The 25,169-nt window shown below is 36.9% G+C and carries 24 protein-coding genes and 1 riboswitch; of the genes, 11 read left to right on the plus strand and 13 right to left on the minus strand.

Annotated elements, in window-relative coordinates:
- Positions 1-522 precede the first annotated feature (522 nt).
- Positions 523-1,701: an MFS transporter gene (locus ACIQXW_RS21845; protein ID WP_402765512.1), complete on the minus strand. Its 1,179-nt coding sequence runs from the start codon at positions 1,699-1,701 to the stop codon at positions 523-525.
- 368 nt (positions 1,702-2,069) lie between these two features.
- Between ACIQXW_RS21845 and ACIQXW_RS21850 the strand changes: the two genes are divergently transcribed.
- Positions 2,070-2,255, plus strand: a complete 186-nt coding sequence (locus ACIQXW_RS21850; protein ID WP_173479575.1) for an SE1561 family protein — start codon at positions 2,070-2,072, stop codon at positions 2,253-2,255.
- Between the two features lie 45 nt (positions 2,256-2,300).
- Here the strand turns inward: ACIQXW_RS21850 and ACIQXW_RS21855 are convergent, their stop codons facing one another.
- Positions 2,301-3,101: a YwqG family protein gene (locus ACIQXW_RS21855; RefSeq protein WP_402765515.1), complete on the minus strand. Its 801-nt coding sequence runs from the start codon at positions 3,099-3,101 to the stop codon at positions 2,301-2,303.
- Positions 3,102-3,327: 226 nt separating this feature from the next.
- Between ACIQXW_RS21855 and ACIQXW_RS21860 the strand changes: the two genes are divergently transcribed.
- Together ACIQXW_RS21860 and ACIQXW_RS21865 are read left to right on the plus strand one after the other, a co-directional pair.
- Positions 3,328-4,866: a fumarate hydratase gene (locus ACIQXW_RS21860; protein ID WP_401021812.1), complete on the plus strand. Its 1,539-nt coding sequence runs from the start codon at positions 3,328-3,330 to the stop codon at positions 4,864-4,866.
- Between the two features lie 345 nt (positions 4,867-5,211).
- Positions 5,212-7,116, plus strand: a complete 1,905-nt coding sequence (locus ACIQXW_RS21865) for a heavy metal translocating P-type ATPase (protein WP_402765517.1) — start codon at positions 5,212-5,214, stop codon at positions 7,114-7,116.
- 284 nt (positions 7,117-7,400) lie between these two features.
- Here ACIQXW_RS21865 and ACIQXW_RS21870 read toward each other — a convergent pair whose 3' ends face one another.
- Positions 7,401-8,324, minus strand: coding sequence for a YihY/virulence factor BrkB family protein (locus ACIQXW_RS21870; RefSeq protein ID WP_401021816.1), 924 nt, complete (start codon positions 8,322-8,324; stop codon positions 7,401-7,403).
- A 24-nt stretch (positions 8,325-8,348) separates the two neighbouring features.
- Positions 8,349-8,675 (minus strand): YtxH domain-containing protein, encoded by a 327-nt coding sequence (locus ACIQXW_RS21875; protein ID WP_340822327.1) that lies wholly within the window; start codon positions 8,673-8,675, stop codon positions 8,349-8,351.
- A 182-nt stretch (positions 8,676-8,857) separates the two neighbouring features.
- Between ACIQXW_RS21875 and ACIQXW_RS21880 the strand changes: the two genes are divergently transcribed.
- Complete coding sequence (locus tag ACIQXW_RS21880) at positions 8,858-9,079, plus strand: DUF1128 domain-containing protein (protein WP_340822324.1); 222 nt, start codon at positions 8,858-8,860, stop codon at positions 9,077-9,079.
- Between the two features lie 66 nt (positions 9,080-9,145).
- On the opposite strand, the gene motB is transcribed toward ACIQXW_RS21880, so the two are convergent.
- Positions 9,146-9,922: a flagellar motor protein MotB gene (motB, locus tag ACIQXW_RS21885; RefSeq protein WP_340822323.1), complete on the minus strand. Its 777-nt coding sequence runs from the start codon at positions 9,920-9,922 to the stop codon at positions 9,146-9,148.
- Positions 9,906-10,709 (minus strand): flagellar motor stator protein MotA, encoded by an 804-nt coding sequence (gene motA / locus ACIQXW_RS21890; RefSeq protein ID WP_340822322.1) that lies wholly within the window; start codon positions 10,707-10,709, stop codon positions 9,906-9,908. Before motA ends, motB begins: the two co-directional genes overlap by 17 nt.
- A 198-nt stretch (positions 10,710-10,907) precedes the next feature.
- Here motA and ACIQXW_RS21895 point away from each other — a divergent pair, with 198 nt between their 5' ends.
- The 3 genes from ACIQXW_RS21895 (at position 10,908) to ACIQXW_RS21905 (ending at position 13,164) form a co-directional block, all read left to right on the plus strand.
- Positions 10,908-12,143: an aminopeptidase gene (locus ACIQXW_RS21895; RefSeq protein ID WP_402765521.1), complete on the plus strand. Its 1,236-nt coding sequence runs from the start codon at positions 10,908-10,910 to the stop codon at positions 12,141-12,143.
- A 142-nt stretch (positions 12,144-12,285) separates the two neighbouring features.
- Positions 12,286-12,420, plus strand: coding sequence for a hypothetical protein (locus ACIQXW_RS21900; RefSeq protein WP_340822319.1), 135 nt, complete (start codon positions 12,286-12,288; stop codon positions 12,418-12,420).
- Positions 12,421-12,603: 183 nt separating this feature from the next.
- Entirely contained in the window at positions 12,604-13,164 is a 561-nt protein-coding gene (locus ACIQXW_RS21905) for a beta-class carbonic anhydrase (RefSeq protein ID WP_340822317.1), read from the plus strand.
- A gap of 115 nt (positions 13,165-13,279) precedes the next feature.
- Here the strand turns inward: ACIQXW_RS21905 and ACIQXW_RS21910 are convergent, their stop codons facing one another.
- On the minus strand, positions 13,280-14,356 hold the full coding sequence (locus tag ACIQXW_RS21910; RefSeq protein ID WP_402765525.1) for a helix-turn-helix domain-containing protein: 1,077 nt from the start codon (positions 14,354-14,356) through the stop codon (positions 13,280-13,282).
- Between the two features lie 141 nt (positions 14,357-14,497).
- Here ACIQXW_RS21910 and ACIQXW_RS21915 point away from each other — a divergent pair, with 141 nt between their 5' ends.
- Positions 14,498-15,247, plus strand: a complete 750-nt coding sequence (locus ACIQXW_RS21915) for a class I SAM-dependent methyltransferase (RefSeq protein ID WP_402765528.1) — start codon at positions 14,498-14,500, stop codon at positions 15,245-15,247.
- A 303-nt stretch (positions 15,248-15,550) separates the two neighbouring features.
- On the opposite strand, the gene ACIQXW_RS21920 is transcribed toward ACIQXW_RS21915, so the two are convergent.
- On the minus strand, positions 15,551-16,138 hold the full coding sequence (locus ACIQXW_RS21920; RefSeq protein WP_340822312.1) for a GNAT family N-acetyltransferase: 588 nt from the start codon (positions 16,136-16,138) through the stop codon (positions 15,551-15,553).
- Positions 16,139-16,247: 109 nt separating this feature from the next.
- Positions 16,248-17,075: a polyphosphate kinase 2 family protein gene (locus ACIQXW_RS21925; RefSeq protein ID WP_340822311.1), complete on the minus strand. Its 828-nt coding sequence runs from the start codon at positions 17,073-17,075 to the stop codon at positions 16,248-16,250.
- 207 nt (positions 17,076-17,282) lie between these two features.
- Between ACIQXW_RS21925 and ACIQXW_RS21930 the strand changes: the two genes are divergently transcribed.
- Entirely contained in the window at positions 17,283-17,996 is a 714-nt protein-coding gene (locus tag ACIQXW_RS21930) for a hypothetical protein (RefSeq protein ID WP_401021832.1), read from the plus strand.
- A gap of 47 nt (positions 17,997-18,043) precedes the next feature.
- Here ACIQXW_RS21930 and map read toward each other — a convergent pair whose 3' ends face one another.
- Both map and thiT read right to left on the minus strand, forming a co-directional pair.
- Positions 18,044-18,799, minus strand: a complete 756-nt coding sequence (gene map / locus ACIQXW_RS21935; protein ID WP_340822308.1) for a type I methionyl aminopeptidase — start codon at positions 18,797-18,799, stop codon at positions 18,044-18,046.
- Between the two features lie 254 nt (positions 18,800-19,053).
- Entirely contained in the window at positions 19,054-19,614 is a 561-nt protein-coding gene (gene thiT / locus ACIQXW_RS21940; protein WP_402765533.1) for an energy-coupled thiamine transporter ThiT, read from the minus strand.
- A gap of 121 nt (positions 19,615-19,735) precedes the next feature.
- Positions 19,736-19,843: riboswitch (TPP riboswitch) on the minus strand.
- Positions 19,844-19,971: 128 nt separating this feature from the next.
- Here thiT and ACIQXW_RS21945 point away from each other — a divergent pair.
- Positions 19,972-20,304: a magnetosome magnetite crystal formation protein family gene (locus tag ACIQXW_RS21945; protein WP_340822305.1), complete on the plus strand. Its 333-nt coding sequence runs from the start codon at positions 19,972-19,974 to the stop codon at positions 20,302-20,304.
- A gap of 28 nt (positions 20,305-20,332) precedes the next feature.
- The gene (locus ACIQXW_RS21950) at positions 20,333-20,455 is read left to right on the plus strand and encodes a hypothetical protein (protein WP_255639590.1); all 123 of its coding nucleotides are present in this window, start codon (positions 20,333-20,335) and stop codon (positions 20,453-20,455) included.
- A gap of 188 nt (positions 20,456-20,643) precedes the next feature.
- Here the strand turns inward: ACIQXW_RS21950 and ACIQXW_RS21955 are convergent, their stop codons facing one another.
- Together ACIQXW_RS21955 and ACIQXW_RS21960 are read right to left on the minus strand one after the other, a co-directional pair.
- On the minus strand, positions 20,644-23,724 hold the full coding sequence (locus tag ACIQXW_RS21955; RefSeq protein WP_402765536.1) for an AAA family ATPase: 3,081 nt from the start codon (positions 23,722-23,724) through the stop codon (positions 20,644-20,646).
- On the minus strand, positions 23,721-24,878 hold the full coding sequence (locus tag ACIQXW_RS21960) for an exonuclease SbcCD subunit D (protein WP_402765539.1): 1,158 nt from the start codon (positions 24,876-24,878) through the stop codon (positions 23,721-23,723). Before ACIQXW_RS21960 ends, ACIQXW_RS21955 begins: the two co-directional genes overlap by 4 nt.
- Between the last annotated feature and the right edge of the window lie 291 nt (positions 24,879-25,169).

Consider the following 25,169-nt stretch of genomic DNA (forward strand, 5'->3'; position numbering starts at 1 on the left):
TTCGCGGAATTCTCACCCGCTTTCGCGGAATCCCCACCTTCTTCCCGGAATCCCCGCCCACTTTCGCGGAATTCTCACCCTCTTCCGCGGAATCCCTACCCTCTTCCGCGGAATCCTCACCTGCTTTCGCGGAAATCCCACCCTCTTTCGCGGAATCACTACCTTCTTTCGCGGAATTCTCACCCGCTTTCGCGGAATCCCCACCTTCTTCCCGGAATCCCCGCCCACTTTCGCGGAATTCTCACCCTCTTCCGCGGAATCCCAGCCCGCTTTCGCGGAATCCCTACCCGCTTTCGCGGAATTCCCTCCCACTCCCGCAAACATGGAACTAATATCTAATTGCTTTTATAGAAGCTTGTCTGTATAATGTATTTCTAGGTGCCAAACCTACGTGGCATGGACGGAACATCCGTGTCACACCGAAAAACGCCATTACAGCACGGATTTGCTGGGCGTTTTTTGTTTTATGAGCGGGAGATGAGCCCCGCTCTTTTATTTTGCATTTAAAAAGCGACCGTGACATTAAACAGTCACTGATCGCTTATTTTTATTCCCAAATACAAGTAGAACTGTCGCTACAGCTAGTAATAGAAGTGCTACAAGTAACAGGAAGCTATAATTTTTTACAAATTCTAAATAAACGCCACCTAAAAATGGTCCTGTTAAACTACCGATACTTAATGCAATACCACAAAGAAGGTTTCCGGTTGGTAATAGCTCTTTAGGCGTTAAATCAGCCATAAACGTAATACCGAGAGAAAACATCGAACCGACCAATGTACCTGCGAAGAAAAACGCGATCGCTACAGCCATTTGTGAGTGCTCTAAAAAACTAGCAATACTAAATAAAATTGCGCCTCCAAATGATCCAAACATCAGTATATTCCGTCGCCCAATTTTATCGCCAAGTGCACCAAGCGGCACTTGCGTTAAAATGCCCCCAAATGTAAAGACGGATAAAATAATCGGAATCATGTCTACCTCAAAACCTATACGTAAAGCGTATACTGGAAATAAGGCATTTAATGAAGATTCTAAAAAACCGTAAACAAACGGACCTAAAAATGCTATCCATCCAAATACAATTGCCACCTTATAGCGATTCCATCCTCTTGCATTCATATCACCCGTTAAACGCTCTGGCTTTTCATTGCGTAAAAAGAATACAAATGACCAAGCAAATAAGCACATAATCGATGACACAATAAACGGCAATGCCTCTGCAATTTGTATAAGCTGTACCATTAATGGCCCTACCGCAAAGCCCATGCTAAAGGACAAACCATAAATAGCCATACCTTTGCCTAAGCTTTTATGATCAGCTGTGCTCGTAATCCATGTTTGAGTAGCATAATGTAGCGCATGATCTCCAACACCTATTAGCAAACGTAGCACAAACCAAAATGTGACACTTTTCCATAAAGGGAATATGATAAGTGATACAAAGACAAATGCCCCGCCAATTAAAATAATTGGCTTATAGCCCCATTTTCGTAAAGGCTGTTCGATAAACGGTGAGATTAATAAAGTTCCTATGTATAGTCCCGTCGCATTTAAACCATTTAAAGCGGACGATACACCATCACGCTCAAAAATTATGGAGATAAGCGGCAGTAGCATTCCTTGTGAAAATCCCGATATAGATACAATTAACACTAAAATAGTAAATCTTTTTTTGCTGTAATCTGAGAAGTAATTCATTTTTTCCTCCAACATCAAGTCTTCTTCCACATTACAGCATACCAAAAAGCCTTAGCGCTCACCACATGTGATTTTACGCTAAGGCCTAACTAACACTTATCTTCATTCAACTTGTATAAACACGAATTTCGGCTTTTTTATTTGACCGATTACTTGTTTAAACTCCCTCCTTTTCGAGTTAGAGTTCACCGTTTTGTACAATCAGCTCCTTTACTATTTCTTAAAATAACTTTAACACACAACATCAATATTGTAAATATTCTGTCTATTGATTTTTAAAAATAATCGCTAAGTCCTAGGTGTTGACCTAGGCATTGAAATTTAGTCCCAAATCAGCTACTATGTAAGGGACGAAATGAGGTGTATGCATGTCAAAGCCAATCACGGATAAAGAACAACAAGTGACTTACTTAAAAGAACGTCTAGAAATGTTTTTAGAAGTTTTAGATGCCATCGACCCAGAAAAAACTGAATTACAAGATATTGATCGTTTAATTCAAATGATGGATGATTTAGAAGATAAAATGGAGCAATTCAACGCTCGTGAACAATAGTAACGATAAAAAGCAAGCGAGCATATAAATTGCTCGCTTGCTTATTTAATGACAATCCCAATTGTAAACAACCTTGCTAAAATCTTGATTTTTAAGTTCATCCTCTGTAATGAAGAAATTGCAAACACCACAATCCCCCCACATAATATGATCTCCTTCACTATCTATTTGAAGTAACATCGTTGTTGAATCCGTATAATTGCCGTATGCTCTAGGATCCTCCTGTGTAAAGAAAGGATACCCTCCAATTTTATGACCATCACCCGTTAATACATCATATAATACATCTGTCAGCTCTTCGTCTTCTTCAGCGGCTGTTTCGATGCTTGCGTATATTTCATTGCTTCTAAAGTCATCCATAGATAAAGGTTCAAATTTTGCTTTAAAGGACAAGGCCATTTCCTTATCTACTGGAAAGTACAATTCTTCTTCTTTATTTTCTACAAATGAGAAATCTTGAATAAGCTGTGATTCATCCTTGACGATTGTATCGTGGAAAATAACTCGAAAACCATTTTGATTTTTCCCATTATCGAAATCCATTCCAAGTACATCATCATAGCCATCAATATAAAATTGCAGTATCCCCTCGTTAGGGAAATGAGGTAAGTGCTTAGGTACATCTGCAAAATTAATTTGTGCTAAAAGCTTTAATGGTTGTTGTTCCTCGTTTTTTGGATATTCCATAGAAAGTGGAAAATACGGATTACCTGCAAACTTACTTTCAAATAATGTCGTTTCCTTTTCATGCGTTTCAATTACAACAACAGGCTTCATAGTTCCTTCTATAATATTTCGAAATTGCTCAACTTCCTTTGGTAACTTCAACGATATTGTTTCAGACATGAAATATCCTCCTTAAAGTAAAGTTAATTCTATTTTAGAACAAATGTTCCTAATAATCAAATACTATTTTCTTTGAACATTTAATGGTTAATGATTAAACATTACAAAATCTATAAAAATAATCGCTAATTCCTACCACAATGAGATGGACTCTTTTTTTCATTAGTGGAAAAGAGTATAATGTATCGTGGAAATAATCAATTTTTCATTGGGGGGCAATATCAAAATGAATCTTCAAACTTTGGAGAAAAGTCTTTACAATTTAATTACTGAAACGTCAACAAACTTACCAAAAGATGTACGTCGTGCCATTAAAAAAGCTAAAGAAGCTGAAAATGCGGGTACTCGCGCAGCAATGAGTTTAGAAACAATCTCAAATAATATTATTATGGCAGAAGACAACGTATCACCAATCTGTCAAGATACTGGTCTACCAACATTTAAAATTTACACTCCTGTAGGTGTAAACCAATTAGAAATTAAAGAAGCGATTAAAAAAGCAATTAACGATACAACAGCTGATGCAAAATTACGTCCAAATGCCGTTGATTCTTTAACTGGTGCAAACAGTGGAAATAACCTTGGTGATGGTCTGCCAGTTATGAAATTCGAGCAATGGGAAAAAGATTATATTACGATTAAATTAATTCTTAAAGGTGGCGGCTGTGAAAACAAAAACATCCAGTACAGCCTACCATGTGAGTTAGAAGGTCTTGGCCGTGCTGGTCGTGATTTAGATGGTATCCGTAAATGTATCTTACACTCTGTTTATCAAGCACAAGGACAAGGCTGTTCTGCAGGCTTTATCGGTGTAGGTATCGGTGGCGATCGCTCTTCTGGATATGATTTAGCAAAAGAGCAATTATTCCGTCATGTTGAAGATACAAATTCAAATCCTGACCTTGCTAAATTAGAAGACTATGTTGTGAAAACTGCAAACACTTTCGGTATCGGTACAATGGGCTTCGGTGGTGAAGCAACTTTACTTGGCTGTAAAATTGGTGTAATGCACCGTATTCCTGCTTCATTCTACGTATCTGTAGCATATAACTGCTGGGCATACCGTCGTATGGCAGTTGATATTAATCCTGAAACAGGCGAAATCATCAACTGGCACTACCAAGAAGGTGAAAAAATTACATTTAAAGAAGATGAAGTCGCTGCAACAACAGATGAAACTTTAACAAATGTAGTAGAACTTACTGCTCCAATTACAGAAGAACAAATTCGTTCACTTAAAGTTGGTGACGTTGTATCTATTACTGGCCGTATGTACACTGGCCGTGATGCAATTCACCATCATTTAATGAGTCACGATGCACCTGTAGATCTTAACGGACAAGTTATTTATCACTGTGGTCCTGTAATGGCAAAAGACGAAGAAGGCAACTGGACTGTGAAAGCTGCTGGTCCAACTACTTCTATACGTGAGGAGCCATATCAAGGCGACATTATGAAAAAATTCGGTATCCGCGCTGTAATTGGTAAAGGTGGTATGGGTCCTAAAACGCTTGCTGCTTTAGGCGAACACGGCGGTGTTTACTTGAATGCAATTGGTGGTGCTGCTCAATACTACGCAGACTGCATTAAAGGTGTAGATGGTGTAGACTTAATGGAATTCGGTATTCCTGAAGCTATGTGGCATTTAAATGTTGAAGGGTTCACAGCTGTAGTAACAATGGACTCTCACGGTAAATCGCTTCACGCTGATGTGGACAAATCTTCTCTAGAAAAACTTGCTCAACATGCAGAAAGAGTTTTCTAATCTAGAAGAACATTTTTAACTAAAGAGATTTATCTGTTACACACACAAAATGTAAAGGCACAGAATATTCCTAGTGAATATACTGTGTCTTTTTCTGTTCTCAATGCAATGTTCAGAATAGGAAAATCAACAATCAGTTTCTTGAACACATTATTATATTTAATTGATTTCTTTCCTAGACCATTTCCTCTAAAAGTTATTGCTTTCATTTTCCAAAAACCTTTGTTATAATAATTCTAAATTAGAAAAGATGTAAATGAAAGTGATTATCAACTACAAGAATGTTTATACTTCCTTATTATACAAGGGTTTTGATATTGATTTTCATTATCAGGGGGGATATTGATGGAATATACTAATCGAGAAAACGTAAGTCTAATTGAGAATATCAAGGTACATGCTGAACTGATTGCTGCTGTTATGGCTGGATTATTTATTTTACTTGCATGGCGTTTAGATACAAATGATCAAACAACAGCTTCTATTCTCTTATATGTTGTTGCTTTTTGTGTCGGAGGATTTGCCAAAGCAAAAGAAGGTATTGAAGAAACACTAGAAGAAAAAAAATTGAATGTAGAATTACTTATGATATTAGCTGCAGTCGGCTCAGCTGCCATTGGCTATTGGACAGAAGGCGCAATTCTTATTTTTATCTTCGCTGTCAGTGGTGCTCTTGAAACATATGCTATGAACAAAAGTCATCGCGAAATTTCTGCTCTTATGAATTTACAACCTGAAGAGGCTTGGCTAGTACGTGGTGGATTTGAACCGATGAAGGTGGCTGTCTCTACATTAAAAATTGGCGATCATTTACTTATTAAACCAGGTGAACGTGTTCCAGCAGACGGTATTATCTTTAAAGGACAGTCGTCTATTGATGAATCAGCGATTAGTGGTGAGCCGCTACCTATTGCTAAATTTGAAGGTGACGAAGTATTTGCAGGAACGGTAAATTTAAATGGTGCAATTACGATGGAAATGACGAAACCAAATTCCGAAACACTATTCCAAAAAATTATTATGCTTGTACAAAGTGCTCAAAGCGAAAAATCGCCTTCTCAACAATTCATCGAAAAATTCGAAGGCACATATGTAAAGTTTGTATTATTATCTGTAGCGCTTATGATGTTCCTTCCCCACTTTTTACTCGGTTGGGATTGGACGACTACATTTTATCGAGCAATGGTGCTCCTAGTTGTTGCCTCCCCTTGTGCACTCGTTGCATCCATAATGCCTGCAACATTAGCAACTATTTCAAATGGCGCTAAAAATGGGGTGTTATTTAAAGGTGGCTTGCATTTAGAGCATCTAAGTGTTTTACGTGCATTAGCTGTCGATAAAACAGGTACTCTTACGCAAGGAAAACCAGTCGTTACAGAGTTTATTGTACGTGAAGGTTTAGATCAACAAGAAGCATTAGCGCTTCTGGCAGGCATTGAAGCACAGTCAAATCACCCATTAGCCCAAGCAATTACAAGCTACGCAAAAGCACAACATATTTCACAGTTTGCTCAAGCAACAATAGAAGATATCCCTGGTTGGGGCATAAAGGGCTACGTTAATGAAACAGAGTACCTTATCGGTAAACCCGATTTTGTAGGAGAGGATGAAGCCAATGCTTTTGCGAATAACGCATTAGCGAAGCTTACCTCAGAAGGTAAAACAGTGATTTTCATGCGAGACAATGAAGGCATTGTTGCACTTGCTGCGTTAAAAGATACAGTTCGTGATGAGGCAAAGAAAGCCGTCACATTATTAAAAGAATTAGGTATAGATGTCGTCATGCTTACTGGTGATAATGATAAAACAGCAAAAGTTATTGCGAAAGAAGCTGGCGTTACTGAATACGTGGCAGAGTGTCTTCCTGAAACAAAAGTTACGGAAATGAAACGCCTACTTAATCAACATAACTTTGTAGGGATGGTTGGCGATGGCATTAATGACGCACCTGCATTAGCGACAGCTACTACTGGGATTGCAATGGGCGAAGGTACTGATGTCGCTTTGGAAACAGCAGACGTTGTGTTAATGAAAAATGACTTATCTAAAATTGCTTATGCAGTACGTCTATCTCGCAAAATGCAACGAATCGTCAAACAAAACATCTTCTTCTCTATTGGTATCATTGTTTTGCTAATTGCCTCTAACTTTTTACAAGCTGTTGATTTACCACTAGGTGTTATCGGGCATGAAGGTAGTACAATTCTTGTAATATTAAACGGCTTACGAATGCTTAATAAAAATGTATAAAAAAGGGTGGTCTCAAACTGGTATTTATGAGAAGTGCCAGGCACTCAAACAATTCCGAATTTTTAACAAAGCAAAAATCCACGTAGACTCCTGCGGGAACAGCACCAGTTGTAAGACGCAACAAACCGCGCGACAGCGAGGGTTGCGGCTTACACTGTGCCCGCGGAAAGCGAAGTGGATTTTTACGCTTTAGGAGCGTAATATTATGCCCGCGGAAATCAACGGCATTTAACTGTAAAAAGACTGAAGGGTGGTCTCCAATTGAGACCACCCTTTTTATAAAGTTATTTAATAGCACCTTCAGCTTTTTGCAAGGCTCTTTTTTGCATTGTGGCATTTAACACACCACCAAAAATTATTATCATCCCTGTAAAATACAGCCATAGCATTAAAATAATAACGCCACCAATACTACCGTATGTAGCAGAATAATTTCCAAAGTTACTTATATAAAAAGAAAAACCATATGTCACAACGAGCCATGCAAGCGTAGAAAATATTGCCCCTGGCCATACACCCATTATTTTCAATCGTGGGCTTGTATTCGGTACTAACCAATAAATTGCCATCAACAGTAAAAAGATAAGTAATGGCGGCATTGACCAACGAATATTACGCCAAAGAGACTCAAACTCATCTTCAATGCTAACAATTGAAAACAAAAAATGCCCAATTTGCTGTCCAAAGACAGGTAATAGAAGAGCTACTGCAATTACAATAACTAAAGCTATAGTAAATACAAGTGAGAGCCCTCTGTCTACAAAACCTACTCTACCTTCCGTATCGTACGCTTTATTTAGAGCTCTTATTAACGCATTTATTCCTTTTGAAGCAGACCATATTGTCCCTAGTACCCCGATGGATAATAAACTACTATTGCGATTTGTTAATACTTCATTTAATGTACTTTCAATAAGCCTATATACTTCATCTGGCATTAGATTGACTAAAAACGAGTACACTTGCGTTGTCTCTAAGTTTAAATATGGCAATAGGGTAACAAGGAAAATTAATAGGGGGAAGAAAGAAAGTAAAAAGAAATAAGCAAGTTGTGCCCCAAGAGCTGATATTTCAACGCGTTGTATGCGAAGCATTAAATCTTGGATAAAGCCTTTCGATGTCATCACATCTACCGCATCTTCATTTGGTGAGAAAAACGACTTAACCTCACCAATCGTTGAATGTATGGATGCTTTTCTCTTTTCCATTTAATCCCCTCCTTTTACTACAGCTTATTCTTTATCTGGCGAAGAGAAGGCTGATTTAGTATCGCTAATCATCCCTTGAATTGTAGAAGGCAATTCTTTAAACTCATCAACTTTCTCGGCTAGCGTATTTACATTTTCTGACACACTATCGCAAAGTACTTTTGCTGCTAACACCTTTTCTTCAATTAGGTCTTGCAGTTCACTTCGGTTTGATGCGTAATAAGATACCGCTTCTTTCATTCTTTTTGTTGTAGCGACTGTTTTTTCTCGTGTAGTACGATCAAACATGCTTATTGCAGCCCCTACAGCTGCGCCTACGACGATAGATGCTAATAATTTACTTTGTCCCATATTTTATTTACCCCCTGCTTGTTTAATGTGTATTCCCTTTTTTAAAAATAACTAAACAGCTTACTGCCCTTATTCTACCCAATAACAGTGCATTTTTAAAGCAACGCCCAATTACAGTATTGACATTTTTTTTATTCAATGAAATGATATTGGCTAGGATTATGAAAGGTAGGTTTAATTGAATGGATTTATCAGTACCGTCAAAAGAAAACGTTATTTATATGGTCGACCAAATGAAAGATAAGCTCCGCATGGTAAATGTAGATGCTATGAAATCTGAGAATTTTGATGAAGCAAATTATGAAGATTTAGTCTATCTGTACGAAATGGTTATGAAACGTGATACATTTAGCCCGAGTGAAATGCAGGCTATCGTTGCCGAATTAGGATCTTTACGTAAATAAATGTTCAGCGCACTAAAAAAGCTATTAGCAAGGACGACGAGTCTATTGCTAATAGCATTTCTTTTATTACTGAGTGTTTTTCGCTACAGAACCGTCTTCGGCAACAAGTGGTTGAATTAACACTTCCACACGACGATTTTTTGCGCGACCTTCAGCCGTATTATTTGGTGCAATGGCTTTATACTCACCATATCCTTTTGCACTAAAATAAACCGGATCAAGATTTGAGTTACTATCCACTAAAATTTTCAAGAAGTTCACTGCACGCATAACCGATAATTCCCAGTTTGAAGCAAATTCAGGACCTGTTTGAGGCACGTTATCTGTATGACCAGTAATGACAATACTACGAGCAGGATCGGATACTAATACGCCTGCAAGTTCCTTAGCTATTGCATTATACTCAGGCTTAATAGTTGCTCTCCCTGGGTCAAACAAGATGCTATCTCGAATTGTTACTAGCAATCCCTCATCAGTCATTTCAGTTGCGAACTGACCTTCCATCTCATTTACTGCGATAAAATTATCTACACTATCTTTAATTTCAGCTAACTCCTGTTGATCCTTTAAATACGCTGAGTTTTGCTGTGGCTGTTGCGGTGTTTGGTCATTATTTGCATCAGGCGTTGGCATTGGCGATGGCTGTTCTAAAAAGCTCGTACCACCATCAAAAACCTGATTAAATACTGCTGACATACGATCTAACTTTTCTTGGTCAACTGAACTGGATGCAAAAAGTACGATAAATAACGCTAGTAATAACGTTAAAATATCTGCATACGGTACTAACCAAGACTCATCAACATGCTCTTCATGCTTCTTTTTCTTAGCTTTCTTTGCCAAGGCCGCCCGCCCCGCTTTCACCCGAAATTTGACGACGCTCTTCCATCGTTAAATAAGAAGATAATTTTTGTTCAATTACACGTGGAGCTTCTCCTTCTAATACAGAAAGGATTCCTTCAATCATCATACGTTTTTGCTTCACTTCAACTGCTGATTTACGTTTTAACTTGTTAGCAAATGGATGCCATAATACGTAACCTGTAAAGATACCTAATAATGTTGCCATGAAAGCAGCTGAAATGGCATGTCCTAACTTATCAATATCGTTCATATCTGCTAACGCTGCGATTAAGCCTACTACCGCACCGAGTACCCCTAATGTCGGGGCATATGTACCTGCTTGTGTAAAAATGGCTGCGCCACTTGTATGTCGGTCTTCCATCGCCTCTACTTCTTCCGTTAATACGTCACGAATATAATCTGCGTTTTGACCATCAATTGCTAATGTAAGACCGTTTTTCAAAAATGGATCTTCAATTTCTGAAGCCTTACTTTCTAACGCTAACAAACCTTCACGTCGAGCTAAATCGGCCCATTGTGAAAACATCTTAATGATTTCAATATCATCCGCTAGTTTTGTTTCTTTAAAAAGAATTTTAAACAGCTTTGGCACCCGCTTTAATTCCTTCATTGGGAAGGCAATTGTTACAGCAGATATTGTACCGAAGATGATAATTAAAATAGCCGCTGGGTTATAAAAGGCACTTAAATTTACACCTTTTAACACCATCCCTGTTAACAGGGCGATAAACGCTAAAATTACCCCTACTACTGACGATAAATCCATTCTCGAACCTCCAAATCTTCTATCTTACTTATTTTCGTCCAATTTTCCATATTTTAAATAAAGATATTATATAGTATAAATGTATTTCACTAATTTTTCGATGAAATAAATGCTTTTTATTCACATTTCGACCATATTTGATTATATTGAATTAAGAATAATACACTAAATTGTCTTTAATGGAGAGGGGTTAAGAATTTGTTATTATCATTTAACACAAAATTACTAAGATATGCCGAATTAGCTGTGAAAATAGGTGTAAATATCCAGAAAAATCAATACCTTTATATGAGTTGTTCGACGGATAACTTAAAATTAGCAGAAATAATTACTAAAATTGCCTATGAAAATGGTGCAAAACAGGTTTTTGTCGATTTATCGGATGATAGACTTGTTCGTACACGCTATGAAAAAGCTCCAAAAGACTCATTTGATTTCTTCCCACCATGGAAAATTCAAGAACGTGAATGGCTAGCTGAGCAAGGTGCTGCCTTTTTAAGTATCGTTTCACAAAATCCTGATCTTTTAAAGGATATAGATCACGAAAAAATTATGACTTTCCAAAAAGCCTCAGGTAAAGCACTTGTAAATTATTATAATATGATGCAGGCAGACAAATTTAGCTGGACAGTTATCGCTGCTCCTTCTAAACCTTGGGCAGCTAAAGTATTTCCACATCTACCAGAAGAACAACAAGTTGATGCATTATGGGAAGCAATTTTTGCAGCAACACGCACAGACCAAGAATATCCTGTAAGTGCATGGGAAGCACACGATTTACAGCTACATAACAAAGCTGACTACTTAAATGGGAAACAATATAAATCCCTTCGCTATACAGCTCCAGGAACAGATTTAACGATTGAATTACCAGAAAAACATGTATGGACAGGTGGTAGTAGTGTCAATACACAAGGACAGACATTTATGGCGAATATGCCAACTGAGGAAGTTTTCACAGCACCGCTAAAGACAGGTGCTAATGGCTATGTATTAAGTACGAAGCCTTTAAGCTATGGCGGAAATATAATTGATAACTTTAAATTAACTTTTAAAGATGGCCGTATTGTCGATATACAGGCTGAACAGGGGCAAGAAATTTTAGCGTCGCTTGTAGCGACAGACGAAGGTGCTCATTACCTTGGGGAAATAGCACTTGTTCCACATCAATCACCTATCTCGCAATCAGGGTTATTATTTTACAATACATTATTCGATGAAAATGCTTCTAACCATCTAGCAATAGGTAATGCCTATGCATTTTGTATTGATGGCGGCAAAGAAATGTCTTCAGAGGAACTACTAAAACATGGTCTGAATCAAAGTTTAACGCATGTTGACTTTATGATTGGCTCAGCAAATATGGATATTGATGGCATTGCAGCTGATGGTCAAATTGAACCGATTTTCCGCAATGGTAACTGGGCCTTTTAAGAAAATAGTCAGTCTTATTAATATTATTCTAGGCTAGGTATCTTATGGATGTCATAAATTATCCTTACATTTTCCTAGCAACCTATTGTATAATTAGTATAGTTCTTATAGTAGATTATTTAAGTAGAGAGGAGCTTTTATTATGTTCATCACAACTGTACTTGGCTTTTCAGCCGTATTATTAATTTCTACAGGATTCTTCATCCACTACCTACAAGTTGGTTTAGATACTAAATCTTCAGTAACTATAGACCCACAACCAAAAGAAAAATTTTAATCATATTAAAAACAGCTACTTTACGTAGCTGTTTTTTTGCATATATAAAAATGCCTTATAGTTCGCTAATTAACTATGCAAACTTCTTTTTTTTTTCATAAAATTGCATGAATATTGTTATTATTATTTGCATATTTACTTTTTTGCTCTAAAATATTTCTGTAGGGAAGGGAGCAAAATTTCATGACAATGTTAAATGATATTTTAAAGTTTAATGAAGATTTCGTTCAAGAAAAAAAATATGAGCCTTTTATTACAACTAAGTACCCAGACAAGCGTATCGTTGTTTTATCTTGTATGGACACTCGCCTTGTAGAACTATTACCAAAAGCGATGAACTTAAGAAACGGCGACGTAAAAATTGTAAAAAGTGCTGGTGCTTTAGTAAGTCACCCATTTGGTGCAGTAATGCGTAGTTTACTTGTTGCTGTTTATGAACTACAAGCTGATGAGGTGTATGTAGTTGGACATTATGACTGTGGTATGAGCGCAGTTGATCCAGATGCAATGCTTAGCAAAATGGTTAACCGAGGTATTAAACCAGAAACTATTAAGATGATGGAATACTCGGGTATTGATTTAAAAGACTTTTTACGTGGTTTCGGCGACGTAGCGACTAGCGTTAAGAAAAGCGTTGATACGATTCGTAATCACCCCCTAATGGTACAAACTGTACCTGTTCATGGTTTAGTAATTGATCCGAATACTGGTCGACTTGATTTAATCGACGATGGTAGCAAATAATATACAAAATTAACTGAGCTTTTTGTAGCTCACTATTCTATTGGCAAACAATCATTCAATAAAAAAATGTGTCTATCGTATCGAAAGATCGAATGATAGACACATTTTTTTTGTCCTATTTAATTTTATTTATAAGCTCTACGTATTGTGTATCACCATAGCCTACTGTCGGAAATAGAGCAAATAATTGCTTCAATAATTCTGTTGTTGGCATGTCTTTATTTTTAGCAATAAATTTTACTACTGCATTATCTTCGTTTAGCATATCTAAGTATATGTTGATTGCCTGATACATTACGGGTAGTACTTCGTTAGTCGGCTTATTGTGGTTGACCAATACTTCGTTGTATACAGCATCATAATGTCCTAATGAAAGTTCAGTTTGATTAACTTTAAACTCATCCTCCCTGAAACTATTTAAGAACACTTTCCCCTCATAGCCTGACTGTTCAAGATAAGACAGTATAGTAAGAAGGTTCATTTGACAAAACATGTCTTCACCAAACCATAAAACGATACATTTATACTCTTTGTGAAAAAGACTCTCTAATGGTGCAATTACCTTCTGCATATAATTCTCTACAGAATCACGATGTCCGTCAGCTCGTTTGTTTATAAACGCTTTATTAAAAACTTGTTTAGTAGTGGCGTTTACACACATAGCTTCATTAAAAGGAGCGTAATCGGAATCCCCCATTAGTCTATTATCCTTAAATTCCTCATACATCATTTGTCCGTTCAAAATGTTAAGTACGTCCCTCTCAAATAATTCGCTTTTCGTATTTTGTAACCGCTCTACCTCAACTTTTTGATTGATATTCATTCCATACCATTCCCCGTCTTTATTCATAGTGAGTTTAACAATTGACTGAACAGGCAACTTGCTAAGTTGATATTCTTTCGGACTTATACCAAAAACAGTTTTAAAAGCTCTGCTATATGCTTCCTGCGAGGAATAATCGTACTCAAAGGCGATGTCAATTATCTTTCTGTTTTTCGCCAAATCTTCTGTAGATAAATACAACCTTCTAAGATGAATATACCGTCGAATACTAATACCTGTTACTTGGTGGAATTTAAAAGAGCAATAGTACGGGGAGTATCCCATGAAATTAGAAAGCTCATTTAATGAAAATTGATTTTTTAATTTACCTTCAATCCACTCAATCATAAATTGTATTTGTTCATCCATTTATTTCACCCCCCAAATAAAATTATAAGTAGCATCCATATCTTTTATATGATATTTCTTGTGTTTTTTAAAAAATAATTAACTAAATTATGTATAATAATACTATAAATAGAAAAAATAATAATTTAGTTGGAGGAACATATGCAAACTTATCATTCTATTTCAGCAGAAGTTTATAATATTGATAAACCAATTGGCAGTTCGTTTGGTGATGTTGAATACTATAGCCAAAGACTTTCACATGTGAAAGGAAAAATATTAGAGCCAGCTGTTGGAACGGGTCGTATTTTAATTCCATTACTTGAGCAAGGATTGGCAATTGAAGGTTTCGATCTTTCCGAAGAAATGTTAGCGTACTGCCGAGACAATTTAAAGATGGCAAATAAAGAAGCAAACATCTTTCTAGCCAATATGGAGACCTTTCAGTCAGAACAACAATATGAAGCAATTATTATCCCAGCAGGAACATTTTTATTAATTGAAGACGATGACAAGGCTTTTCAAATACTAACTAATTTTCACCATCATCTAGAATCAAATGGGCGATTAATTGTAGATTTATTTTTGCAACCTGATTTTAGTGAAGGTAGCTCACACTATCGAACGTTTACAAACAATCAAGGCGAATTAATTACATTACAAGTAACACAATCTGAAGTAAATTATATTAATCAAACAACTACTTCGCATCATCGCTACGATAAATGGAAAGATGGTAAATGTATCGAAAGCGAATTTGAAATTTTTACTTTGAAATGGTATGGAATCAATGAATTTAAAAGGCTTCTAATGCAAATTGGATTTAGAGATATCGTTATTTCAGCAGACTATTGCTATCAGCAAGACCCAACAAATCGAAATCAAGTCATAACATTTGAAGCTGTTAAATGACTGTTCGATGCGAAATGAACATCTAAAAAATGTGGGTGGGACAATACTTTAAAATTTTATAAAGAGTGAGCACTAGTTGTTGGTAGCGGAGGTGGCGACTCCTGCGGGAACGCACAAAACGTAAGACGCAACGATCCGCGCGTAGCGAGGGTTGCGGCTTACGGTGTGCCCGCGGAAAGCGCCCGCCGTAGCGGACAACAACGGCATTGCAAAAAAAGTGTTAAATTGATTGTAGTCAATCTAACACTTTATCTCTTTTACCATTGCCACATTTGCACTTTTTAATAGCTTATAGCCTATTCATCATGATGGCTCTAAGCGGGCATACATATAGTGATCTACCCATTGGCCATTGATGTACAATAATTTTCTTAACAAACCTTCTCGTTGAAAACCTGATTTTTCTAAGACGCGGATAGATGCGTTATTTTCAGTTGATACATAAGCCTCCACACGATGTAATCCTATTTGTTCAAAGGCAAATTGGACAACTAATTCTACAGCTTCTGAAACAATCCCTTTCCCAACATAGATTTCATCCATTGCGTAGCCAACAAATGCACTTGAATACGGTAAACGTTTGATAGCGTACAACGAAATGTGCCCTATTAAATTATTTGTACCTAGCTCATATATACCAAATGTATATTCCCTCTTCGAGTTCATTAAATATAAACTTTCTTGAATTTTTTTATATTGAGCATCAACTGTATAGTATTCAGGACGCTGTAACGGCTCATATGTAGACCAAAAATATTTATTTCGACTTACAAGACCCATTAAGCTTTGTGCATCTTTTTCTTGGAATGTGCGAACGTAGCATTTTCCCCCCTGAATCGAGACCACATTTCCACCCTTTTTCCTTAATAAATTCCAAATTTTAAGCACCATTTCTCCCCCACAAGCCTTCCGATAAATGTAAATACATATTCATTGTATGTAAAAAAAGATGCTGCTACAACTAAAACAGTCTTGTCTTGTTATCACAGCATCGGTCGATTTATTTACTTGTTTTTACTTGTTTTTTAGAATGTATTTGTAATTCAATACTTGATGATTCAGCGTCTTCTATATGGGACTTATCTAAAACATTCGATAGATGTAGACCTCTTTTTTGTGCCTCGCGTTCAATATGTGCAAGTGTTTCTTGTAACACTTGTACTCGTGCATGTTTTTTATCGTCTCCTGCCACCAAAATCCAAGGAGCATTTTTCTTATCTGTTTTTGCAAACATTTCATTTGCCGCTTCTATATACTCAGGTGTTTTCTCACGATTTCTCCAGTCTTCATCCGTTAACTTCCATGATTTATACGGATCCTGCGCTCGCTCATTAAAACGCTTTAACTGCTCTTCATCTGACACATGTAACCAAAATTTTATAATAATGTAGTCTCCAGCAGTTAAAATCTTTTCAAAGTTGTTAATCTCTTCATAAGCACGAGACCATTCATCTTTTTTTGCAAATCCTTCAATACGCTCTACTAGCACTCTTCCATACCAAGAACGATCGAATATAGCGATTTGTCCATGTTGCGGTAACTTTCTCCAAAAGCGTTGCAAATAGTTATAGCGTAGTTCGTGAGGCTGTGGAGCTGAAATTGGATGGACTATGTAACCTCGTGGGTCTACACGTTCAATTAGACGTTTAATGGCGCCACCCTTACCTGCTGCATCCATTCCTTCAAATACTAGAATAAGTCCGATTTTATTGTTTAGTAAAAATTGCTGTGCATTTAACATTTCGTATTGAAGTACTTTTAATTTCTTTTTATATAATTTTTTATCTAGTTCAATCGATAGGTCAAGATTTTTAAGATTTTGAGCCATAAAAATTCCACTCCTTCAAATTGGTTATTTCTATTGTACTAAAGAAATATTTGGATGCATATTCAAATGGTAAAATGTAGATTTTTTAATGCAAATTCATATGATACATTGTAAGGGTTTTCCGCTATAATAAAATAGATATTATGTGACAGTCATATACTTATTTGTCTTTTCCCTATACAATTTAACACGAAGGGAGAGGAATCCTTGCCTAAGTTTATTTTAATGACAATAACCTTTATTGTCTCACTCATCCTAACCTTTTCATCCTATTTCATAAAAATAAATGGTCAATCTTCGTTAGAAATCTCAAATCGTTTTCCCGTAATGTTTGCACCTATTAATATTAGTTATATGATATGGATATTAATTTACATTTTACTCGCATATTGGTTAGTTATGAATTTTCAAAAGACATCTATTAAACAGACTGTTCTCTTTAGCAATGTATGCATTTTACAGGCGCTCTCTATCTTATTTTGGCATTATGAATTATTCATCGTATTTTTCTGTTGTTCTGTAATTTTAGTATTGTACTTGTTTATCCTTTACAATACTTATCCGCATACAAATAATGCTTTAACTGGCCGTCTGCCCATTTCAATTTATTTTGCCTGGTCTACATTTATCATGATGACAAATGCAAGTTTTACGCTAACATCTTATGAATGGCATGGTTTTGGACTTAGTAACCCACTTTGGGCAGTTATTTTACTGTCAATCGGTGTAGCCATCGCCTTACATATTCGCTACTATCATTTCGATATTGTTTATCCTAGCGTGTTTATATGGGCTTATATTGGCATTGCATTCCATAATCAACTTGATGAATTACTTGTGACGACAGCGGCTCTATTTTTATGTGGCGTCCTAATCGTTGGTATCCGATTTGTCAAAAAAAAACCTGCTCACCGAAAATAAATCGGTAAGCAGGTTTTTCATTTAGCCTTGTTTATTACTTGGCTATTTTATGCTTCATCTAATGAAGTTAAAATGATTGGTTTATCTTTTGTAACAATAATTGAATGCTCAATTTGGGCAACTAATGATTTGTCAGGTGTAATAAATGTCCAGCCATCACCAGCTTCAACGATATGTTCTGCTTTCGCAGAAATAAACGGCTCAACTGCTAGCACCATACCTTCTTTCATAATTGTTGAATCCCAAGCATCGTAATAATTTAAAATATGGTTTGGCTCATCATGTAATGAACGACCTAATCCATGACCTGTTAAATTCATAATAACAGTTAAATCATTTGCATAAGCTTCACGCTCAACAGCTTTCCCAATTTGGTTTAATTTAGAACCTGCTTTTACTTTTGTCATAGCGCGATCAAAGGCACTTTTTGCTACGTGACAAAGTTTTTCTTTATCCTCGTAACCTTCCCCTACTACAAATGAAATACCTGTATCTGCAAAATAGCCATTTAGTGAACCGGATACGTCAATATTTACAATATCCCCTTCTTGTATAACACGTTGTCCTGGAATACCATGGGCAACTTCCTCATTGACACTAATACAAGTGTATCCTGGGAAATCATATTCTCCTTTAGGACCAGAAATAGCTCCTGCTTCAGCAAACATGCGGCCTGCAATTTCATCTAATTCAAGTGTTGTCACACCCGGTTTTGTAGCTTCCTTCATTGCCTCACGAATTTCTGCACAAATGCGACCAATTTTTTTAAAGGCTTCAATTTCTTCTTGCGTTTTTACAATCATTTTTAACGTCCCTTTCATCTAATATCTATTCATTAATATAACATAACTTTATATGTCCATAACGCCAAACGCTTTAATTATTCTATGCTAACATTATTTCATAAGTACCATGCAAATAATAATCAGGCCTTTTTTGAAGTTCTTCGGCTAAAAAATATTGACCAAATAACGTGGAAACCTTGGATAATAAAAAAAATAGCATACTAAGTAACACTTAGCATACTATTTTCTCTTTTAGGACAGTCTTATAGTGTTTAAGATTTTCGCTGCATTAATTGTGGCGCAGCTGTAAATAATAGCACAGCAACAATGGCTGTTAAAATTGTTGCTGGAAGCATGTATGTTCCATTGTAAATGATTGAATAAATCCATGCGTTTTGCTCGCCTGCATACTCTGCAAAGAATACTGCACCTGCAAATGTGTGCGCAAGATAACGTAGGAATCCAGCTAACAACGTACCAATGACAATATAAACGGCCATTTTCTTTTTATTTAAAGCTGTTGCCGCTTTTAATACAGGTTCACGAACGATTGCCGCTAAACCTACTACGGTAAAGGCTACCCCGTAATCTAGTAATCCTTGAAGCCAGTGCACAATATAAGCACCAAACATTGTTTGCATAACACCAATCAATAGCCCGGTTGTGAGTCCTGATAAGAGGCCCCAACGAAATGCTATTAAGATGATTGGTACCATTACTAAGCTTACCGAGCCACCTTGTGCCCATACTTTAAAGGAAATTTGATCGAGTACAAGTCCTACCGCTGCGAAAATTGCAATTTCCACCAGCATGAGTAATCTTTTTTTGTCCATATTATTATTCTCTCCTTTGTTCCGATGTAGGATACAAGAGCAGGAATAGAAATCATTTTGATATGCATGTCAATCCGGCATAAAAAAACGATGCCAGGACAGAGCCTCACATCGTAAAAGTGTCGGTTTCTATCCACATCCCTACGCAAGCGTTAACTTACAGGTTCGAAGAGTAAAGGCATTACGTGCCCAGTCTCAGCTGACATCATCAGCTCCCCTTGTGGTCGTTACATCTAATTTTTTTGTTGAACACCCTCATTGTACGCAAACACTTTTGCAATTACAACCTTTTCAACATTAATTTTTTTGAAACTTTCGAGTTTTCTATGCGTAAATAATTAAAAAGGAGGGACTACTATGGAGAATCCAAAAATTTTATCTGCCTTTAGTTATCTCAGTATTTTTTTTGCACCATTTATCGTTCCGTTAATCGTTTATTTCGTGTCAAAAGATAGCGATGTCAAGAGACACTCCATCAAAGCACTTATTTCTCATTTAATACCGTTTGTCTTTGGTATCATTTTCTTTATCGTCTTTATATTTTCTACTATGTCATTAAACACGTTTGATCCTTCGTCTAATGGGAATACATTTATTATCATATGGTTTGTATCTTTTGGTATTTATTTACTCGTTTCGTTAGGCATAGTCATTTGGAATATTGTCCAAGCTGTACGAGTTATTCGTTAAAATTTAGTACTAAGGAGCTGTCGTATTCATGAAAGTATCGAAAGTAGTTAAAACTGCTATAAAATTAGCGCCCATCGTTATTCCGATTGTCAAAAAAGTGGTCGCAGCAAAAAAAGGAACAACTCCAAACGTAACGACACACAAAAAATAATAGCCAATGGGCTCCTATAACGTAAAAACCCACTTCGCTTTCCTGCTGCGCAACAATCTGTAAGCCGCAGGAGGCTTCGTAGGTTTTTACTTTGTTATACATAAATTGTTTGAGTGACTGGCACTTTTTTGGGGTCTAACCCTACTCCCAGTGCCCTAAGAATTCAGAATTGTTTGAGTGACTGGCACTTATTTTACTTCAAAATGTGTTGTACTATGTCCGCTCAACGTTTTTTCAACGTGTAATACTGCCGGCATAGCAGCCTTTAACTCGGCTACATGTGAAATAACACCAATCATTCTTCCAGAGTCTTGTAAATCAATTAGCGTATCAATCGCTTTATTTAACGCTTCCTCATCCAATGAACCGAAGCCCTCGTCAATAAACATTGTTTCAATACGAATATTACCTTGGAAGCTTTGAATTACATCGGCCATACCTAATGCAAGACTTAATGATGCATTAAATTTCTCCCCACCTGATAATGTTTTGACATCTCTTAATTGATCTGTATACGCATCATAGACATCCAACCCAAGCCCACTTTGCTTCGCATGTTTCTCTAACCGATCGGAACGACGCAGTTCAAACTGTCCATTCGATAAATGGAATAAACGAATATTTGCTGCCGCAGTGATTTTATCTAAATAATTAATTTGAATATACCGCTCAAAGGAAAGTTTTTTCGGATTTTGACCATTCAACACTGTGTAAAGCTCTTTTACACGACCTGCTTCTTTTTCAAGGACACGGATTTCCTTTGCCGTTTCCTCTACTTTAACAATAAAGTCTGCACATGCCTTTGCATAGCTTTGCGTTTGTTGTAAGGTTTTAAATGCTTCTTCATATGTGGCACGGAGCATCTCAAGCTTTTCTTCTAATACTGTTAGATCTTGCTTTTCTTTTCCTTCAAGATGCTTTGCTCCATCCTCCATTTGTTGCTGTAAGGAATGTAATTGTAAGGCATAATCACGACATGCTTTACGTAAATCATCAATTTGACTAACGCTACGCTTTGCAGCAGCATAATCTTCATACGTTGCAAAACCAACATCTTTCATGCTTACTAAAAACTGTTCACGCTTGTCATTCAGTTTATTTAGCAATTCCTCATATGCGGTTTTAGCTAGTTCTTCTGCCATTGATGCTTTATTTGTTGCTTCCTTAGTCGTTTGTAAGTTTTGTTGTATTGCGTTCCAAGCTGACTGTAACGCCATTTTTTGTGATCCCACATCTGCAATCGTTTGTTTTAAAGCTCGTAATGACTGTACATGTTCGGGTATTTGCTTTTGCTGTTCTTCTACAATCGCTTGCTGTTTTATTAATTCTTTCGATTGCTCTGCAAAATGTTGCTCTAATTGTAATTGTTTCTGTTGTAGCTGTTCATTTTTTTCGTGTTGCCCTTTTAGCTTAGCTCGCGCGACGGACAGTTGGTCATTCACTATTTTTAAAACAGTCACTTGTTGTTCAATAGCGTGTAAAGAAGTTGTCAGTTCTAATCGATCAGCTACTGAAATATGATAAGCATCTACTTGTTCAATTGCCTCTTGAAGCAGTTTTTTAGTCGATTTTAACGTCGCCTCTTGTTCCAAATATTTACGCTCAATTGCATTGGTCATCGCTCGTAAAGATTCTAGCTCCGCTTCATCTACTACTTCTAACGGTTCTCTATGTGTTAGTTGATGTGTTGTGCTACCGCAAACTGGGCATGGATCTCCGTCCTTTAACTTAGCTGCTAATATACTTGCCTGACCGGTAATCCATTGTTGCTCTTTTGTTTGCAGTGCTTGCTTACTTTCTTTGTATTGTTGATGTGCATTAATAACAGCTTGCTCAGCTACTTCAATCGCTCGCTCATATTTTTCAATTTGAGCTAAAAGTGTTACTTGCTCTTTCAGTAATGGAAGCTGTTCTAAATAGCCTGCATATGGTTCCATCTGTTTTTCATATTGCTCAATCGTTGCTGTTAATTGTCGAACTTGCATTTGTTCTTTTTCTAAAATATGAAGATTATCAGCTACTGCACGCTTGGAACTTTCGACAAGCTGTTCTGTTATTTCTAATTGCTGCTGATTACTTTCAAATGCCTCAAATTTCGGCACTAATGCTAATAGCTCTATTTCGCGTTGCAATATTTGCTGACGCTCAGGCTCTTTTGCTTCTTCCTCTGTATACAATTGTTGCGATTTCTTCAGTTGTTCCACTGCATTTTGGTGATTAATTGTAGCTTGCTGATAAAGTTGTTCTTTTCGATTTTGCTCTGTCCGTAAATCTACACACTGTTGTTCAAGCATAATGAGACGATTTGCTTGCTCTGCTAACTGTATTTCCTGTTCCATAGCTGTATACTTTTCTCGTTGTTGCATCAACAATTGCAAACGTGCTTGTCGTTGTGCCTGTTGATCGAATTGTTCATTGAGCGCCTTTGCCATACTGTAATATTCTTGTTCTTTTTGATGATTTGCATAAGCTTCTTCATAGCGCATTTGTTCCGTTCGTATACTAGCACTATAAAAGAATTGCTCCTCTTCAAGGGCATTTTTTAGCTGATGCATATTGTCGGTATTATTGCTTATACAAGTAAATAGTGTTGATGATCTGTGTGGTAAAACGCCTGCAATTTGTCCAAGTAAATGCTCTTTTAATTGCTGGGCACGTTCTAAATCCTTTTCTGCTTCTTTTCTTTTTAGATCTAGCTTTTTTGTCATTGCACTGAAACGATCCGTTTTAAAAATCTTACGTAAAATCACTTCTTTATTGGTTGAATCTGAAGTTAAAAGTTTGCGAAACTCTCCTTGTGGCAACATTACAATTTGACTAAATTGATCTTTTGTTAGTCCTATAATCTCCAGCAACTTTTTATCCACTTCATTTGTTTGCTGTTTTTCCACAATACTAAAGTCAAATTTACCATCCTTCATTTCTGCTAACTCGACTTTTTTTCCTGTAACACTTTTATTTTTTGCTTTAATATGGCCCGGCTGACGTACAATTTGATAAACTTTACCTCTCATTTCAAAAACCAATTCCACTGAAGTGTAAACATCATCTGCAGCAAAACCGCTTCGAAGCATCGCTGTATCCTGACGATCTTCTCCGCTTCCTGATCCATAAAGTGCATAACAAATGGAATCAAAAATAGTCGTTTTACCAGCACCTGTTTTTCCTGATATAGCAAATAACCGATATTCACCAAGCTGTTGGAAATCAATAATTTCTGTATGTTTGTAAGGACCGAAAGCAGTAATAGTTAACTTGAGTGGTTTCATCGAACTGCCTCCCGTTCCTCTTCTAATAATTCCTGTAGCATTTCTATAAATAAACGTTCAGTTTCTGAGTCAGGCTGTTCACCCAAAATATCAGCATAAAATCCTCGGAATAAATCAATATCCTCTACTTTTTCCATTTCAATTGCTTGTATTTCATGGTTTTCTTGCATTCGTGACGCTTTTCGTTCAATATGCATCGCATGAGGAAATACTGTACGAATTCGCTCCATCGGTGAAGCGACTGGTGTGGCGTCTGTTAAACGTACGAAAACATAATCATCACATGGTGGTAGTTTTAATAAATCGTCCATCGAGCCCTCTACCACTCGTAGATCACGTCTTGGCACAAGTTTTTGTTTAGTGACTTCTACGTTTCCACTTGCATCTAGTTCTACAATTAAAAAGCCTTTTTCATGTAAATGTTCAGACAACGAATATTTTAAGGGAGAACCCGCATATCGAATCGATTCATTCAATACAAAATGGGCTTTATGGAGATGCCCCAGTGCCGTATAGTTGAAATGTTTAAATAGCGCTGCATCCACACAATCAGACCCACCGATAGATAGTGGACGCTCTGAATCACTCGTGTTTTCTTCTTCATAGCCGTATTTCGTCACAAAGCCATGTCCAATAAAAACATTACGCTTTGTTGTTTCCATCGTTTGTTTGATATGTGCGATAATTTTTTGCATTGCATCTTGATGTGTTTGAATCGTATCATCTTCTAACATAGTACGGACTGAAGCTGGCTCTGCAAACGGCACAAGATGAAAATGGACCTCACCGAATTCGTCTGTTAGTACAATAGGTGAATGCTCTTTTGTGAACTGACCTACTATATGTAATCCACTATCACGCATTACACGACTACCAAAATTCAATCGACCTGCACTATCATGATTGCCAGCGACCGCTAACACAGGAATTTTCTTCTCCAGTACAATTTCTGCTAAAACATCATTCAGTAAATTAACGGCCTCTACAGGTGGCATTGAGCGATCATATAAATCTCCTGCTACAATAATTGCATCCGGTTTTTCTTTATCGATGGCTTGCATAAATTGCTGTAAAATATAGTGTTGATCTTCAGTCATATACATCCCTTGTACAAGCTTGCCTAAATGCCAATCGGCTGTATGAAATAATTTCATTGTATTTGCGCCTCCTGTCTTTTTCTATTATTTTATTTTATCATGCATTTAACTATATTCTTGCTTTAAGACAACATCTTTTATATGGAAAAAGCCTCAATTGTTTCTGTGCCTGTTACTCGTTACAGCACTCGGCACGGGCACCTTGCAATGTTTCAACCTTCTATTTCGTAAAAATCCACTTCGCTTTCCGCGGGCACAGTGTAAGCCGCAACCCTCGCTGTCGCGCATTTCAGAATTGTTTTGGTGCCTGGCACTCATAAAATTCAGAATTGTTTCGGTGCCTGTCAC

This window comes from Lysinibacillus sp. NPDC097162 (assembly GCF_044762185.1).
Classification (GTDB): Bacteria; Bacillota; Bacilli; order Bacillales_A; family Planococcaceae; genus Lysinibacillus.

Bases quoted from the DNA above. Each gene is read 5' to 3' on its own strand.
- ACIQXW_RS21845 (WP_402765512.1), bottom strand. From the start codon at position 1,701: ATGAATTACTTCTCAGATTACAGCAAAAAAAGATTTACTATTTTAGTG.
- ACIQXW_RS21850 (WP_173479575.1), top strand. From the start codon at position 2,070: ATGTCAAAGCCAATCACGGATAAAGAACAACAAGTGACTTACTTAAAA.
- ACIQXW_RS21855 (WP_402765515.1), bottom strand. From the start codon at position 3,101: ATGTCTGAAACAATATCGTTGAAGTTACCAAAGGAAGTTGAGCAATTT.
- ACIQXW_RS21860 (WP_401021812.1), top strand. From the start codon at position 3,328: ATGAATCTTCAAACTTTGGAGAAAAGTCTTTACAATTTAATTACTGAA.
- ACIQXW_RS21865 (WP_402765517.1), top strand. From the start codon at position 5,212: ATGGAATATACTAATCGAGAAAACGTAAGTCTAATTGAGAATATCAAG.
- ACIQXW_RS21870 (WP_401021816.1), bottom strand. From the start codon at position 8,324: ATGGAAAAGAGAAAAGCATCCATACATTCAACGATTGGTGAGGTTAAG.
- ACIQXW_RS21875 (WP_340822327.1), bottom strand. From the start codon at position 8,675: ATGGGACAAAGTAAATTATTAGCATCTATCGTCGTAGGCGCAGCTGTA.
- ACIQXW_RS21880 (WP_340822324.1), top strand. From the start codon at position 8,858: ATGGATTTATCAGTACCGTCAAAAGAAAACGTTATTTATATGGTCGAC.
- motA (WP_340822322.1), bottom strand. From the start codon at position 10,709: ATGGATTTATCGTCAGTAGTAGGGGTAATTTTAGCGTTTATCGCCCTG.
- ACIQXW_RS21900 (WP_340822319.1), top strand. From the start codon at position 12,286: ATGTTCATCACAACTGTACTTGGCTTTTCAGCCGTATTATTAATTTCT.
- ACIQXW_RS21905 (WP_340822317.1), top strand. From the start codon at position 12,604: ATGACAATGTTAAATGATATTTTAAAGTTTAATGAAGATTTCGTTCAA.
- ACIQXW_RS21910 (WP_402765525.1), bottom strand. From the start codon at position 14,356: ATGGATGAACAAATACAATTTATGATTGAGTGGATTGAAGGTAAATTA.
- ACIQXW_RS21915 (WP_402765528.1), top strand. From the start codon at position 14,498: ATGCAAACTTATCATTCTATTTCAGCAGAAGTTTATAATATTGATAAA.
- ACIQXW_RS21920 (WP_340822312.1), bottom strand. From the start codon at position 16,138: ATGGTGCTTAAAATTTGGAATTTATTAAGGAAAAAGGGTGGAAATGTG.
- ACIQXW_RS21925 (WP_340822311.1), bottom strand. From the start codon at position 17,075: ATGGCTCAAAATCTTAAAAATCTTGACCTATCGATTGAACTAGATAAA.
- map (WP_340822308.1), bottom strand. From the start codon at position 18,799: ATGATTGTAAAAACGCAAGAAGAAATTGAAGCCTTTAAAAAAATTGGT.
- thiT (WP_402765533.1), bottom strand. From the start codon at position 19,614: ATGGACAAAAAAAGATTACTCATGCTGGTGGAAATTGCAATTTTCGCA.
- ACIQXW_RS21945 (WP_340822305.1), top strand. From the start codon at position 19,972: ATGGAGAATCCAAAAATTTTATCTGCCTTTAGTTATCTCAGTATTTTT.
- ACIQXW_RS21950 (WP_255639590.1), top strand. From the start codon at position 20,333: ATGAAAGTATCGAAAGTAGTTAAAACTGCTATAAAATTAGCGCCCATC.
- ACIQXW_RS21955 (WP_402765536.1), bottom strand. From the start codon at position 23,724: ATGAAACCACTCAAGTTAACTATTACTGCTTTCGGTCCTTACAAACAT.
- ACIQXW_RS21960 (WP_402765539.1), bottom strand. From the start codon at position 24,878: ATGAAATTATTTCATACAGCCGATTGGCATTTAGGCAAGCTTGTACAA.